General features: G+C 68.0%; 10 protein-coding genes. 5 read left to right on the forward strand and 5 right to left on the reverse strand.

Annotation, left to right across the window (positions count from 1 at the left end; translation table 11 throughout):
- The first annotated feature begins 2 nt into the window (after positions 1 to 2).
- The 3 genes from ACROUL_RS03585 to ACROUL_RS03595 all read left to right on the forward strand — a co-directional run bounded on the left by ACROUL_RS03585 (position 3) and on the right by ACROUL_RS03595 (position 3,401).
- Positions 3 to 659: an arylesterase gene (locus ACROUL_RS03585; RefSeq protein WP_431298176.1), complete on the forward strand. Its 657-nt coding sequence runs from the start codon at positions 3 to 5 to the stop codon at positions 657 to 659.
- Positions 660 to 746: 87 nt separating this feature from the next.
- Positions 747 to 2,159 carry an FAD-binding oxidoreductase gene (locus ACROUL_RS03590; protein WP_431298177.1) on the forward strand — a complete coding sequence of 471 codons (1,413 nt, stop codon included), beginning with the start codon at positions 747 to 749 and terminating at the stop codon, positions 2,157 to 2,159.
- Between the two features lie 45 nt (positions 2,160 to 2,204).
- Positions 2,205 to 3,401 (forward strand): hypothetical protein, encoded by a 1,197-nt coding sequence (locus ACROUL_RS03595; RefSeq protein ID WP_431298178.1) that lies wholly within the window; start codon positions 2,205 to 2,207, stop codon positions 3,399 to 3,401.
- Positions 3,402 to 3,488: 87 nt separating this feature from the next.
- Here the strand turns inward: ACROUL_RS03595 and ACROUL_RS03600 are convergent, their stop codons facing one another.
- Positions 3,489 to 4,127 (reverse strand): hypothetical protein, encoded by a 639-nt coding sequence (locus ACROUL_RS03600; RefSeq protein ID WP_431298179.1) that lies wholly within the window; start codon positions 4,125 to 4,127, stop codon positions 3,489 to 3,491.
- 116 nt (positions 4,128 to 4,243) lie between these two features.
- Here ACROUL_RS03600 and argE point away from each other — a divergent pair, with 116 nt between their 5' ends.
- The gene (gene argE, locus ACROUL_RS03605) at positions 4,244 to 5,389 is read left to right on the forward strand and encodes an acetylornithine deacetylase (protein WP_431298180.1); all 1,146 of its coding nucleotides are present in this window, start codon (positions 4,244 to 4,246) and stop codon (positions 5,387 to 5,389) included.
- Here argE and ACROUL_RS03610 read toward each other — a convergent pair.
- Both ACROUL_RS03610 and ACROUL_RS03615 read right to left on the reverse strand, forming a co-directional pair.
- Positions 5,386 to 6,183, reverse strand: a complete 798-nt coding sequence (locus ACROUL_RS03610) for a formate/nitrite transporter family protein (RefSeq protein WP_431298181.1) — start codon at positions 6,181 to 6,183, stop codon at positions 5,386 to 5,388. The two genes, argE and ACROUL_RS03610, sit on opposite strands and share 4 nt — an antisense overlap.
- A gap of 27 nt (positions 6,184 to 6,210) precedes the next feature.
- Positions 6,211 to 6,810 carry a DUF1287 domain-containing protein gene (locus tag ACROUL_RS03615; RefSeq protein ID WP_431298182.1) on the reverse strand — a complete coding sequence of 200 codons (600 nt, stop codon included), beginning with the start codon at positions 6,808 to 6,810 and terminating at the stop codon, positions 6,211 to 6,213.
- A gap of 100 nt (positions 6,811 to 6,910) precedes the next feature.
- Between ACROUL_RS03615 and mnmH the strand changes: the two genes are divergently transcribed.
- Complete coding sequence (gene mnmH, locus ACROUL_RS03620) at positions 6,911 to 7,960, forward strand: tRNA 2-selenouridine(34) synthase MnmH (RefSeq protein ID WP_431298183.1); 1,050 nt, start codon at positions 6,911 to 6,913, stop codon at positions 7,958 to 7,960.
- Between the two features lie 111 nt (positions 7,961 to 8,071).
- Here the strand turns inward: mnmH and selD are convergent, their stop codons facing one another.
- Together selD and ACROUL_RS03630 are read right to left on the reverse strand one after the other, a co-directional pair.
- Positions 8,072 to 10,261, reverse strand: coding sequence for a selenide, water dikinase SelD (gene selD / locus ACROUL_RS03625; RefSeq protein WP_431298184.1), 2,190 nt, complete (start codon positions 10,259 to 10,261; stop codon positions 8,072 to 8,074).
- Positions 10,262 to 10,577: 316 nt separating this feature from the next.
- The gene (locus ACROUL_RS03630; protein WP_431298185.1) at positions 10,578 to 13,487 is read right to left on the reverse strand and encodes an error-prone DNA polymerase; all 2,910 of its coding nucleotides are present in this window, start codon (positions 13,485 to 13,487) and stop codon (positions 10,578 to 10,580) included.
- Positions 13,488 to 13,660 lie beyond the last annotated feature (173 nt).

Genomic DNA, 13,660 nt, shown 5'->3' on the forward strand with positions numbered 1-13,660 from the left:
GCGTGGTTTCATGGGTTCGCAATGCTGTGCTTGCCACGATCCTGACCGGCGGGGCGGTTTATGCCGAACCTGTGACCATTGTGGCGCTGGGCGACAGTCTGACGGCGGGATACGGGCTGGAAAATCAGGCAGATGGGCTGGTGCCGCAACTGGAGGCGTGGCTGAAGGCCAAGGGTGCGGATGTTGTGGTGCAGAATGCGGGGGTGTCAGGCGATACCTCGGCGGGCGGGCTGGCGCGGCTGGATTGGGCGCTGGGGCCGGAGGTGGATGCGCTGATCGTCACGTTGGGGGGCAACGACATGTTGCGGGGGCTGGATCCGGCGGGAACGCGGGCGAGCCTTGAGGGCATCTTGCAGAAGGCTGCGGCGAAGGGGTTGCCGGTGCTGCTGGTGGGGATGCAGGCGCCGGGGAATTTCGGGCCGGAGTACAAGGCGACGTTCGACGCGATGTATCCGGAACTGGCGGCGAAGTATGGCGCGCTGCTGGCGGGGAGTTTCTTCGAGGGGCTGGTGGCGGCGGGGGCCACAGCAGGCGACCCGGCGAGTTTTGCGCCCTTTATGCAGGCGGACGGCATCCATCCGAACCCGGAGGGCGTGAAGCTGATTGTCGAGGGGTTGGGGCCGAAGGTGCTGGAGCTGTTGGGTAAGGTTGCGGGCTGACGCTGGCATTGCGGCAGGTGGTTCTTTAGGTTGGCGGCGAAGCGGGGGTTTTGCACCCCCGCACCCCCGCAGGATATTTTTGGACAGATGAACGGGTTGATCGAAAAGCTCGGCTTGGTGGTTGGTGCGGCGAATGTGCTGACCGGGGCGGATATGGCGCGCTTTGCGCGCGACTGGATGGGCAAGTACGAAGGGGCGCCGGTGGCGGTTGTGCGGCCTGCCTCGACGGCGGAGGTCGCGGGCTGTTTGCGGGTGGCGGCGGCCGAGGGGCTGTCGGTGGTGCCGGTTGGCGGCAACACCGGGCTGGTTGGCGGCACCATGACGCAAGGTGGGCTGATGGTCAGCCTTGAGCGGATGAACCGCATCCGTGAGGTGCGGGCCGAGGCGCGGATCGTGGTGGCGGAGGCCGGGGTGGTGCTGAGCCGGCTGCACGAGGCGGCGGAGGCGGTGGGGCTGTACTTTCCGCTGTGGTTCGGGGCGCGCGGGTCAGCGGTGCTGGGGGGCGTCTTGTCCACCAATGCGGGCGGGTCGAATGTGCTGCGCTATGGATCGACCCGGGGGTTGTGCCTTGGGCTGGAGGTGGTGCTGGCCGATGGGCGAGTGCTGAACCTGATGAGCGAGTTGCACAAGGACAACTCGGGTTATGATCTGAAAAACATTTTCATTGGAGCCGAGGGCACGCTGGGGATCATCACCGCAGCGGTGATGAAACTGGTGCCAGCGCCGCGAGCACATGCCACCGCGATGGTGGCGGCACAGACGTTGGGCGATGCGCTGCAGTTGTTGAACCGGATGCAGGAGGCGACGGGCGGGCGGGTCGAGGCGTTCGAGTTCATGCCGGCGACCTATACCAACCGGCTTGCGGTGGTGCGGCCCGATCTGGGGCTGCCGTTCGACCATGTGCCGGAGGTGACGATCCTGATCGAGGCGGCGACGACCGCGCCTGCCGAGGCCACGCCGGACGACACGGGGGCGGTGCCGTTGGTGAGCGTGTTGGAGGGCATTTTGGGCGAGATGCTGGAGACGGGACTGATCACCGATGCGGTGGTCGCGCAGAGCGAGGCGCAGCGGCGGGTGATGTGGGCGCGGCGCGAGGCGGCGGCGGAGATCACGGTCGGGATGCATCCGGCGGTGGATACCGACGTGTGCCTGCCCCTGGACAAGATCGAGGTGTTTCTGGACGAGGTGCTGGCGCGGCTGGAACGGGTTGATCCGGGGCTGACCAGCCTGACGGTGGCGCATCTGGGCGACGGGAACCTGCATTTCACCGCCTTTCCGACGCGCGACGATCCCGGCCTGAAGGATAGGGTGATGGAGACGGTCGAGGATGTGGTGGCGGAGCTTGGCGGTAGTTTCTCGGCCGAGCATGGGGTGGGACTTTCCAAGCTGAACTCGATGGCGCGGCGCAAGGATGCGGTGGCGCTGGACGTGATGCGGGCGATCAAGGCGGCGCTCGACCCGGACGGGCGGATGAACCCCGGCAAGGTCATTCCCGGCTGATCGGGTGGCTTGTGCCTGCCGTGGCCAAGCGGTAGCCATTGCGCCATGCGGTCCATCGGAATTGTCCTGAAAGACCCCGCGCTGCGGACGGCGGGGGTTGTCATCGCGTTGCACGGCGCTGTGGTCAGCAGTTTCGGCCCGTATTTTTCGACGCTTGCGGTCAAGACCTACGGCTTCGGGGATGCCGGGTTTGCGGTGCTTTTGACACTGTCGTCGATCCTGAGTGTGTCGGCCTCGGTCGGAGCGGGGATTCGGGCGGACCAAACGGCGAACCGGCGGCAGATTGCGATGCTGTCGGTGGCCTGCCTTGTGCTTGGCATGGGGCTGATGACGGTGGTGCCGGGACCTTTGGTGTTCGTGCTGGCGGGGGCGGTGCTGTTTCCGCTGTCGTCGTCGGTGTTCGGGCAGGTGTTCGCGCTGGCCCGGCTGGCGACGAGCCGCCATGCGGAGGACGAGCGCGACGGGATCATGGCGGTGATCCGGGCGCTGTTTGCGGCGCCGTTCGTGGTGGTGCTGCCGCTGTGGTCGCTGGCGTTTTCGGCGGGCGTGCCGTTGGCGACGATCTTTCCGATGGGGATGCTTTTGTCGGGCGGGATGCTGGCCGTCGTGGCGCGATATTGGCCGGTGGACGGCACGACGGCGTGGCAGGACCGGCCAAGCGGGCTGAGCTTTCGTGCGGCCTTGGCCGAGATGGCGCATCCGGCGCTGGCGGTCAGGGTGCTGGCGCTGGGGACGGTGACAGCGGCGGGGACGATCTACATCGCGTTGATTTCGCTGTTGATGGATGCGGAAGCCGGGCGCGGGACTGCCGACGTGGCGCTGTATGTGGGGTTGGTGGCGGGGCTTGAGGTGCCGTTCATGTTGATCTTGCCGTCGATTTCAAAGGGCTGGAACCGGCCGGCGATGATTTTTGCTGGGGCGTCGCTCTATGCCGTGCATGTGGCGCTGTTGCCGGTGCTGGCGGGAAGCGCGTGGGTCTGGGCGTTGGTTTTGCCCGCGGCGATTGGCGGGGCGGTGACGCTGACGGTGCCGATCGCGTATCTGCAGGATCTGCTGGCGGACAGGCCGGGGGCTGGGTCTTCGCTGATGGCGGTGCAGCGCTTGGCGGGGGATGTGATCGCGGCGCTGTGCTTTGGCGCCGGCACGCTGGTGGCCGGGTATGGCACGGTAGCGGCGCTGGGGGCGGCGGTATCGGTGATCGGGGCGGGTTGGTTGTGGGCGGCGGACCGAAGGCGCGGCTGACCTTTGCTGCGCAGCGGTGCGATCCATGCTGCGCAGCATTTTTATTGCCGTGCGCCGGAATGCTGCGCAGCAATCTATTGATTTCAGTTAGTTGGACAGAAGCTGGTAGCTATTGGTGAGTGTGCCCTGATTGGTGACCGCGACGGTGAAAAACCCGTTGCGTGACGGGGTGAAGGCGCAGGGATCGGGGAACGGGGCGGCAGGGTTTGCGCAGACCGTTGCGCCGGAGTCGTCGGTGATGGTTAGGGTGAGGGGCGTGTCGCCATCGCCGATCACGGCCAGTTCGGCGGGGCTTTGCCCGAAAAGGGCGATGCGCCAGGTGTCGGTCTGGCCGGCGCCGAGGGTGGACGCGGCGGCGGTGATGGTTGCGGTGGGCTGGGCGGGGCTTTGCACGTCCAGATCGTAGACGAGGTCTTGCAGCGCCGGGTCTTCGCCGGCGAAGGCGAGCGCGATGGCGAGGGTTTCCGGGCTGGCCGGGTTGGCGGGAGCGGGCGCGCCTTGCGGTTCGTCTGGCTGCGGTGGGGCGGAGGCTTCGACCGTCCAACCGGGGGCGGGGCGGATGGCGATGGGACGGGCGAGGCGGATGGCTGAGAGGAGCGCGGTGGTGTCGGCGGTTTTGACGGCCTGGGCGTAAAGGCGGTGCGCGGTCACGAGGTCTTCGACCGGGCCGGTGGTTTCGGCAAGGGTGGGCGTGGCGAGGAGGCAGAGGGCGAGGAGAAGGCGCATGGATTTGTCCGGCATCGGGGCTGGCCCTTTCTGGCACCGGGGGCGGAGGATGGGAAGGTGGCTTTCGGGCCGAGCGGTTTCGCGCTAGCACCGGGGCAGGCGAGGCGGGGGTGAAAATGCGGGCGATCCTTGAGCGGTTGGTGGCGTTCGACACGGTAAGTTCAGAGCCGAACATGGCGCTGATCCTGTATGTGAAGGCGCTGTTGGAGGGCGCTGGCATCGCTGTGACGCTGGTGCCGGAGGCGGGGGGTGGGAAGGCCAACCTTTACGCCTCGACCGGGCCTGCGGGGGCGGGGGTGATGTTGTCGGGGCATACCGATGTGGTGCCGGTGACGGGGCAGGCGTGGACGAGGCCGCCCTTTGCACTGACCGAAGCCGAGGAGCGGCTTTACGGGCGCGGCACGGCGGATATGAAGGGCTTTGTCGCCTGTGCGGTGGCGGCGATGCTGGAGGCTTCGCGGAGACCATTGCGGGTGCCTTTGCATCTGGCGCTGTCGTATGACGAGGAGATCGGCTGCATGGGCGTGCGGTCGTTGATCGACCTGCTGGAGGCGGCGCCGGTGCGCCCGCGGTTCTGCATCGTGGGCGAGCCTACGGGGATGCAGGTGGCGACTGGGCACAAGGGCAAGGTGGCGCTTCGGGCGACCTGCGTGGGGCGCGAGGGGCATTCGGCGTTGGCGCCGATGGCGTTGAACGCGCTGCATTTGGCGGCGGATTTCGTGAATGGGGTTAGGGGGTTGCAGGCCGATGTCGCGGAAATGGGGCTGCGCGACGGCGATTACGACGTGCCTTACACGACGCTGCATGTGGGTAAGCTGAACGGTGGCGTGCAGGTGAACATCGTGCCGAACCATGCGGTGATCGACTTTGAAATCCGGTCGCTGGCGGGAGAGGACGTGGCGGGCCTGATCGCGCGGTTGGAGGGGCTGGCGGAGGCGATCATCGCGCCGTTGCGTGGCGAGTTTCCGGAAGCGGCGATCCGGGTGGAGCGGCTGTGGGACTATCCGGGGTTGGGGACGGCGACCGATGCGGCGGTGGTGAATTTCGTCAAGGGACTGACCGGGGCGAACGGCACGATCAAGGTGGCGTTCGGGACGGAGGGCGGGTTGTTTGATCAGCGGCTTGGGGTTCCGACGGTGATCTGCGGGCCGGGGTCGATGGCGCAGGGGCACAAACCGGACGAGTTCGTGACGGCGGAGCAACTGGCGCGCTGCGAGGCGATGCTGGCGGCGCTGTTGGAGCGGCTGGAGGCGGGGTTCTAGGCGCCGCCCTTGTAGGCAAAGCGGTACGCGAGGGCGACGCCGCCTGCGCCGCCGAGGATGTTGCCGAGGGTGACCCAGAGGAGCGAGAGGGCGGCGGCAGCGGGCGTGACATCGGCCCCCGCAAGGATCCCGAGCGGCAGCAGGAACATGTTGGCGATGGAGTGTTCGAGGCCGAGGAGCACGAAGGTCGTGACGGGCCAGAGGACGGCGAGGATCTTGCCGGTCGTGTCGCGGGCCGAGAACGAAAGCCAGACGGCAAGGCAGACAAGGGCGTTGCAGAGAGCGCCCTTGGCCAGCGCCTCGACCGGGCCGAGGCTGGCTTTGGCGGTGGCGACCTTGGCGGCGGTGGCGCCGAAGGGCGCATCGAGAAGGCCGGTGAGCGAGAAGGCGATTGCGAGTCCGCCAGCACCGGCGAGGTTGCCAAGGTAGACCACGCCCCAGTTGCGAAAGAGGTGCGCGACGGTGATCTTGCGGTCGACTGCTGCCATGACCATCAGTGCGTTTCCGGTGAACAGCTCGGCCCCGCCGACGATGCAGAGGATGAGGCCCAGAGAGAACGCGACGCCACCCAGAAGGCGGACCGGGCCGAAACCGGCATCTGCGCCGGTGATGACCATCAGGAAGGCTGCCCCGCCGAAGCCGATGAACGCGCCGGCAAGAAGGGCGAGGACGGCCATCTGCGGCAGTGGCAGATGCGCCTTGGCGACGCCCGCAGTTTCGATCAGGGCGGCGATCTGGGCGGGTTTGTAGGCGTCATGGTCAGTGTCCATGACGGGCAGTGTGGCGAACGCCAACCCGTTTGCCAAGCGATCCGTAAGGGGCTAGCGCACCAGTTCGCGCAGGCGGGCGACGCTATCGCTGCCGATGCGGTAATGGCCGGTCATCGGGTAGGCGAAGAGAATGTCCTCCTCCTGAGGGCCTCTGCCGATGTTGTGCAGCACAAGGGGCGTGCCGTCGGCGGTGATGCGGTCGGAGACGATGCCAATGTGTGACAGGTTGCCCGGCAGCGACCAGGTGACGATGTCGCCGGGAAGGTAGGGTGTGGGGTCCGTTGTCAGTGGCAGAGCGGTTCCGAGGCGGGCGAACAGGGTTTGCAGGTTCGCCACGCGGCGATGGTCGATGTTGCGGTCGGGGTGATGCGCGCCCCAGAGCGGCGGATATTCGGTGAAGGCGGCCTTCATGTCGCGGTTCACGGCAAGTTGCAGGTCTATGTCCCAAGCGTCGCGCAGGGCGCGGACGACAACATCGGTGCAGACCCCCCGGTCACGGGGCAGGTCGCCGCCGGGGAAGGCAAGCGGGGTGTAGGAGGAATCATAGACCGTGGTCACGCCGATCTGGTGGCGGGCGGCATCGGTCAGCCGAGAGGGTTCGGCTGCATGGGCCGGAAGGGCGAGGCAGAAAAGGATCACCAACCTGAGCATCGCAGAAGGATGCCCGGATACTGGCCGTTTGGCGAGTGTGGCATTTCCGACCGAGGCGCGCGGCTGGCGTCTTTCCGCCGGGGGCGGTAAGAAAGCCGTGATGGCGATTACCCTGACCTCTCTTTCCGATCTGGCGACGCATGGCTTCGATGATATCATCGATGTGCGCGCGCCTACGGAATACGCCGAGGATCATTTGCCGGGGGCGATTTCGCTGCCGGTGCTGGATGATGCCGAACGCGCGCGGGTGGGCACGGTCTACAAACAGGTCAGCCCGTTCACGGCGCGAAAGCTGGGCGCAGCACTGGTGGCGCGCAATGCGGCGGCGCATCTGGAAGGCGTGCTGGCGGACCGGCCGGGGGGCTGGCGGCCCTTGGTCTATTGCTGGCGGGGCGGGCAAAGGTCGGGGTCGTTTGCAACGATCCTTGCCCAGATCGGCTGGCGGGTGGAAACGCTGGCGGGTGGCTATAAGGCGTGGCGCGGGCTGGTGGTGAAGGCGGTCTATGACACGCCGATTGCCGCGCCGGTGGTGGTGCTGGACGGCAATACCGGGTCGGCCAAGACCGATGTGCTGAAGCTTTTGGCGGCGCGCGGGGTGCAGGTGATCGACCTTGAGGGGTTGGCGGGGCACCGCGGGTCGCTGTTCGGGGCGTTGGGGCCGCAGCCGAGCCAGAAGGCGTTCGAGGCCGGGCTGGCGATGGCGATTGCGGCGCTTGATCCGTCGCGGCCGGTGGTGATCGAGGCGGAAAGTTCGAAGGTTGGGGAGCGGCGGTTGCCGCCGGAGATCTGGAAGGCGATGGTCGCGGCACCGCGTGTGGCGATTGCGGCACCGGTGGGGGCGCGGGCGGCCTATCTGACGCGGGCTTACGGAGACCTGACGGCGGATGCTGGGCGGTTGGCAGCGACGGTGGAATTGCTGCGCCCGCTGCACCCGGCGGAGGTGATCGCGCGCTGGCAGGCCTTGGCGGGGGCGGGCGAGTTCGCGGCACTGGCCGAGGAGTTGATGGCACTGCATTACGACCCGCGCTACGCCAAGCACCGCGACCGGATGGCGGTGCCGTTTGCGGAAGTGGCGGCGGAGGATCTGTCGGAGGCGGCGTTGCCGGCGCTGGCCGACCGGGTGGCGGAGGCGGTGCGCAGGCTGGTCTGACGGCTGCCTTGCGGAGCGGCGTACCGCCGCACGCCCTTGAGGTCGCCGGCGCGGCTTTGCCGCTTGGCTCCGTGGGCTCCGCGCGGGGATATTTATGCAAAGAGGAAGATGTCAGTCGGTGACGGTCAGATGGGCCGGGCCGGCGGTTACGTGGCCGATGATCGCGGCGGGTTCGCCCGCGGCGAGGAGGGCTGAGAGGAGGGTGTCGGCGTGATCTGCGGGGACGGCGACAAGGAGGCCGCCTGCGGTCTGGGGGTCGTGGAGGAGGGCTGCACGGGGAGTGTCGGGGGCGGTCATGCGCCAGTTCGTGGCGGCGCGGTTGTCGGGGGCGAGGCTGGAGGCGTGGCCTGCGGCGGCGAGGGTTTCGGCGCCGGGCATCAGAGGGACCCCGGCGAGGCTGATCGTGGCGGCGGTGCCGGACGCTTCGAGGATTTCGACGAGATGGCCTGCGAGGCCGAAGCCGGTGACATCGGTCATCGCGTGGGCGTGCGGGGTGAGGATGCGGGCTGCGGGGCCGAGCGGGCGCTGCATCAGGGCGAGGCAGGCGGCGACAGCTTCGCCGAGGAGGAGGCCGGGGGTTTCCGCCATTGCCATTTCGGCGGCGAGGATCGTGCCGGAGCCGATGGGTTTCGTGAGGATCAGGGCGTCGCCGGGTTTCGCACCGGCCTTGGTGATGGCGCGGGGGGCGGTGCCGGTGAGGGTGAAGCCGATGGTCAGTTCAGCGCCTTGGGTGGTGTGGCCGCCGACGATGTCTGCGCCTGCGGCACGGAGGGTTTCGGAGGCGGCCTCCATGATCTCGGCCAGCATCCGGGTTTGCAGGGCGAGGCCGAGGCGGGGGAGGGTGATTTGCGCGAGGGCGACCTGCGGGGTGGCACCCATTGCCCAGATGTCGCCCAAGGCGTGGGTGGCGGTGATGCGGGCCATCAGGGCTGCATCCTGGGTGAAGGCGCGGAGGTGGTCGGTGGTCATCACCTGGACGCCGGTCGGGGTGGCGAGGATGGCGGCATCGTCGCCGGGGCCGGAGAGAACCTCGGGGTGGGTTGGCGCGGGCAGGGGGGCGAGGGCGTCGTGGAGCGCGGTGGCGCCGACCTTGGCGCCGCAACCGGCACAGAGGGGTTTGGCGCCGAGGGCTTCGGCGAGGCCGAGGGTAGCGTTGGTTGGCAGCGCGGGCGTGGGCATCGCGGGGTAGGTGGCGAATTTCGCCATGAACTTTCGGTCGATCCGGTCTTTCAGGCGCCAGAGCCAAGGGCCGGAGAGGGAGAGGCCGGAGCGTTCCGAGACGGCGGAGCGGGTGCCGGTGGAGATGAGCTTCAGGTAGTCGGTTTGCGGGCGGAAGGATTTGAGGGGCGTGCCGGTGAGGGCAGCGCGGAGGTTTGCGTGCAGGATCGGGGCGGCGCGGACGGCGTAGACACCGGCCTTCGGGCGGGGGCTGGCGGCCAGATGGGCGCAGTCGCCTGCGGCGAAGATCGCGGGGTCGGAGGTTTGCAGGGTGGGGCTGATGGTCAGGAAACCGTTGGTCAGGGCGAGGCCGGTGGTCGCGAACCACGGGTGCGGGCGGCCGGAGGTGACGCTGACGGTGAAGTCGGAGCCGAGGGTTTCGCCGGTAGCGAGGGTGACGGTTGCGCCTGTGATTTCGGTGGCGGTGGTGCCGGTGACGAGGCGGATGCCGAAAGTTTTGACAGCGGCGAGGAGGGCGTTGCGGGCGCGGGGGGAGAGGCCGGGGAGGAGGTCTGCGTTGCGGTCGACGAGGGTGATTTCTGCCTTGGTGCCAGCCGTTTGCAGGCGGTGCGCCGAGGCCATCGCCAGTTCGATCCCGCCGATGCCGCCGCCGAGGATCACGACGCGCGGGAAAGCGAGGCGGCGGTCGAGGAAGGCCTGCCAGCGGTCGGCGTAATCGCCCAAGGGCTTGGCGGGGATCGCGTGGAGGGCGGCACCGGGCACGTCGGGGAGGTCGGTGGTGATGCCGACGTCGAGGGAGGCGACGTCGTAGGGGAGGGGTGGGCGGCCCGCGAGGTGGATGAGATTGGACTTGGGGTCGAGGCCCGTGGCGGTGTCGAGGATCAGTCGGGCGTCGGCGAAGCGGGCGAGGCGGACGAGGTCTATCATCAGCTCGGTCCGGGCGTAGTGGCCGGCGATGTGGCCGGGGAGCATGCCGGTGTATGGGGCGACGGGGTTGGGGTTGATGACGGTGAGGCGGGTGCCGGGCAAGGGGTCCATCGCCCACATCCTGAGGACGAGGGCATGGGCGTGGCCGCCGCCGACGAGGACGAGATCGCGGACGAGGGGGTAATCGGGGATCATCGGGCTTTGGGCGAGGCGGCTGGCATGGCGCGGACCCTAGCGGGTGGAGGGGGGAAAGGCGAGGGCGGGGGTGATGGGGTCAGCGGGTTTGGGGGCTGACGCCGCGTTTGCGCGGGTGGTCTGGGGACCGGGTAGGGATGGTGCGCTTTTGGCGAGGGTGGACGTGGGGGTTTCACACCCCCACACCCCCGTGGGATATTTGGAGAAGGGGAAATCCGAGGAAGAGCTGGTGGCTGCGAGGGAGGGAGCGCACTGCCGGTGGCGGGGTGCGGACGGGTTTGCACAGAGTGCGGGTCGGGCAGGTGTGGCTTGAGCGTCAGGCGGCGGAGGCAGGGACAAGCGTGAGGGCCTGACCGGAACAGGTGGCGGGGGGGCGAGGCGCGGTTTCAGCGGGCTTTGCTTCGGTCAGCCACGGCCGCAACAGCGCCATCGGGTGGGCGCGGAGCGTGAGACGCATGGCGACGTAGTCTTCGACCACCGCCTCGCCTGTGGTCATTTCACGGAACTGGACGGCGGGCTCGATGATGCCTTCGCCGTCCATGTCGCCGGCGAAAAGGGGGAGCGGGCGGGTGGGTTGCAGGGCTTGCGCGGCCCAGAGCGCCTGCCGCCTTGGGATGCCGAGGCTGGCGAAGGCGTCGGCTTCGGCGAGGCGCGTGATGGTGGCGGAGGTTACGCCGGCGCGGCGCCAGACATCTTCGACCCGGTGGTAGCCGTTGCCACGGGCGGCGGTGATCCAGAGCGCCTCTTCCTCGGACACGCCCTTGATCTGACGAAACCCGAGACGCAGCGCGAGGGGGCCGCCGGGGGTGGCGGATTCTTCCATCACGTTGTCCCACTGGCTGGTCTGGATGCAGGGGGGCAGGACGATGACGCCGTGTTGGCGGGCGTCGCGGACGATCTGGGCGGGGGCGTAAAAGCCCATCGGTTGGGCGTTCAGAAGCGCGCAGGCGAAGATGCCGGGGTGGTGGCGCTTTATCCAGGCGGAGGCGTAGACGAGGAGCGCGAAGGAGGCGGCGTGGCTTTCGGGAAAGCCGTAGCTGCCGAAGCCTTCGATCTGGGCAAAGCAGCGGCGGGCGAAATCGTCGTCGTGGCCGTTGGCCTTCATCCCGGCGAGGAAGCGGTCGTGAAATTCGCTGACGCTTCCGTGTTTCTTGAAGGTGGCGAGGGAGCGGCGGAGGCGGTCAGCCTCGGTCGGGGTGAAGCCCGCGCCGATGATGGCGATCTGCATCGCCTGTTCCTGAAACAAGGGCACGCCGAGGGTCTTGCCGAGGACACGGCCAAGCGCGTCGTCGGGGAAGGAGACCTGCTCCTGCCCGTTGCGGCGGCGCAGGAACGGGTGGACCATGTCGCCCTGGATCGGGCCGGGGCGGATGATCGCGACCTGGATCACGAGGTCGTAGAACGAGCGCGGCTTCATCCGGGGGAGGAAGTTCATCTGGGCGCGGCTTTCCACCTGAAACACGCCGAGCGAGTCCGCCTCGCAGAGCATCTGGTAGGTGGCGGGGTCTTCCGGGGGCAGGGTGGCGAGGGTGAAGCGCTGGTGGTGGTGCTTTTCCAGCAGTTGGAAGGCCTTGCGGATGCAGGTAAGCATGCCGAGGGCGAGGATGTCGACCTTAAGGATGCCGAGGGTGTCGATATCGTCCTTGTCCCAGCAGATGACGGTTCGGTCTTCCATCGTGGCGTTTTCGATGGGAACAAGCTCGTCCAGCCGACCTTCGGTGATGATGAAGCCGCCGACGTGCTGCGACAGGTGGCGGGGGAAGCCCTGGATCTCGTCGATCAGCGCCATCGTCTGGCGCAGGCGGCGGTCGTTCGGGTTGAGGCCGATTTCGCGCAGCCGCGTGTCGGTGACGGCACCGGGGCCGCCCCAGCCCCAGATCTGGCTGGACATGGCACCTAGTGTATCCTCCGACAGGCCCATCGCGCGGCCAACCTCGCGCACGGCGCGCTTGCCGCGGTAGTGGATCACGGTGGCGCAAAGCCCGGCGCGGTGGCGGCCGTAGCGGTCGTAGATGTGCTGGATCACCTCTTCGCGGCGTTCATGTTCGAAGTCGACGTCGATGTCGGGCGGTTCGTTGCGCGCCTCGGAGACGAAGCGTTCGAAGACCATCGTGCCGATTTCCGGCGAGACGGAGGTGACGCCGAGGGCGTAGCAGACGATGGAGTTGGCGGCCGAACCGCGACCTTGGCAGAGGATGCCACGTTTGCGCGCGAAGGCCACGATGTCGTGGACGGTAAGGAAGTAGGGTTCGTATTTCAGCTTGGCGATCAGGTCGAGTTCGTGGGCCATCTGGGCGCGCACCCTGTCCGGCGCGCCGTCGGGATAGCGCCAGTCGAGGCCCGCTTCGGCAAGGCGGGCGAGGCGCTGGGCGGCGGTTTCGCCCTCGGCGTTCTCGGATGGGTATTGGTAGCGCAACTCGTCGAGCGAGAAGGCGGCGCGGGCGGCGACCTCGGCGGCGCGGGCGAGGGCCGGTTCGTGACCACGGTAGAGGCGGCGCATTTCGGGTTCCGAGCGCAGGCGGCCTTCGCCGTTCGGCAGCGCGTGGAGGCCGAGCATGTCGACGCGGCGGCCAAGGCGGATCGCGGTCAGCACATCGGCCAAGCGGCGGCGCGACCCGTGGTGCATGGCGGGCATCGCGGTGGCGACGGTGGGGATGCGCAAGCTGGTGGCGAGCGCTTCGAGCCGGGCGAAACGTGCGCGGTCCTGCCCGTCGTAGCGGGGTGGCAGGGCGAGGCTGACCTGACCGGGGAAGCGGGCGATCAGCGCCTTGGCGGCGGAGTGCCAGTGGGTGGTGGCGCGCGGTGCCTCAGTGGCAAGGGTCAGGCGCTGGTCGGGGGGGATGAGCAGCATTTCCATCCCCTCGCCCCATTCCAGAAGGTCGGGGAGGGCGAGGTCGCAGGTGCCTTTTCTGGCGCGGAGGCGGCCAAGCGAGATCAGCCGGCAAAGCCGCCCCCAGGCCGCGCGGTCACGCGGCAGGACGGTGACGTGAAAGCCGGTGTCAAGCACGATGCGGGCGGCGGGGATCAGTCGGACGACAGGGCCGCCGTCACGGGCCAGTTCGCGCGCCTTGGTATGGGCGCGCACAATGCCCGCGACAGAGTTGACGTCAGCGATGGCGATGGCGGGCATACCCATTTCGCCTGCGCGCAGCACGAATTCCTCGGGGTGGGAGGCCCCGGTGAGGAAGGTGAAATTCGACAGGGCGGAAAGTTCGACGAAGGACATGCGACTCAGGCTTTGAGAACGAAGAAAGAACATTTTGCCATACGCAAAGGTTTCTGGCCAGTGGTTATGGGGAAAGAGGCCCCTACGTTGCTGAAAGCTCAAGCGGTCTGTGCGATGATGCACAGATAGGTCTCAATCCGGACAAACGGGTGAAGACGTGGGGTGGTCCGTGA

It is taken from the genome of Tabrizicola sp. BL-A-41-H6, from assembly GCF_050632395.1.
In the GTDB taxonomy this organism is placed as follows: Bacteria; Pseudomonadota; Alphaproteobacteria; order Rhodobacterales; family Rhodobacteraceae; genus JAUYQR01.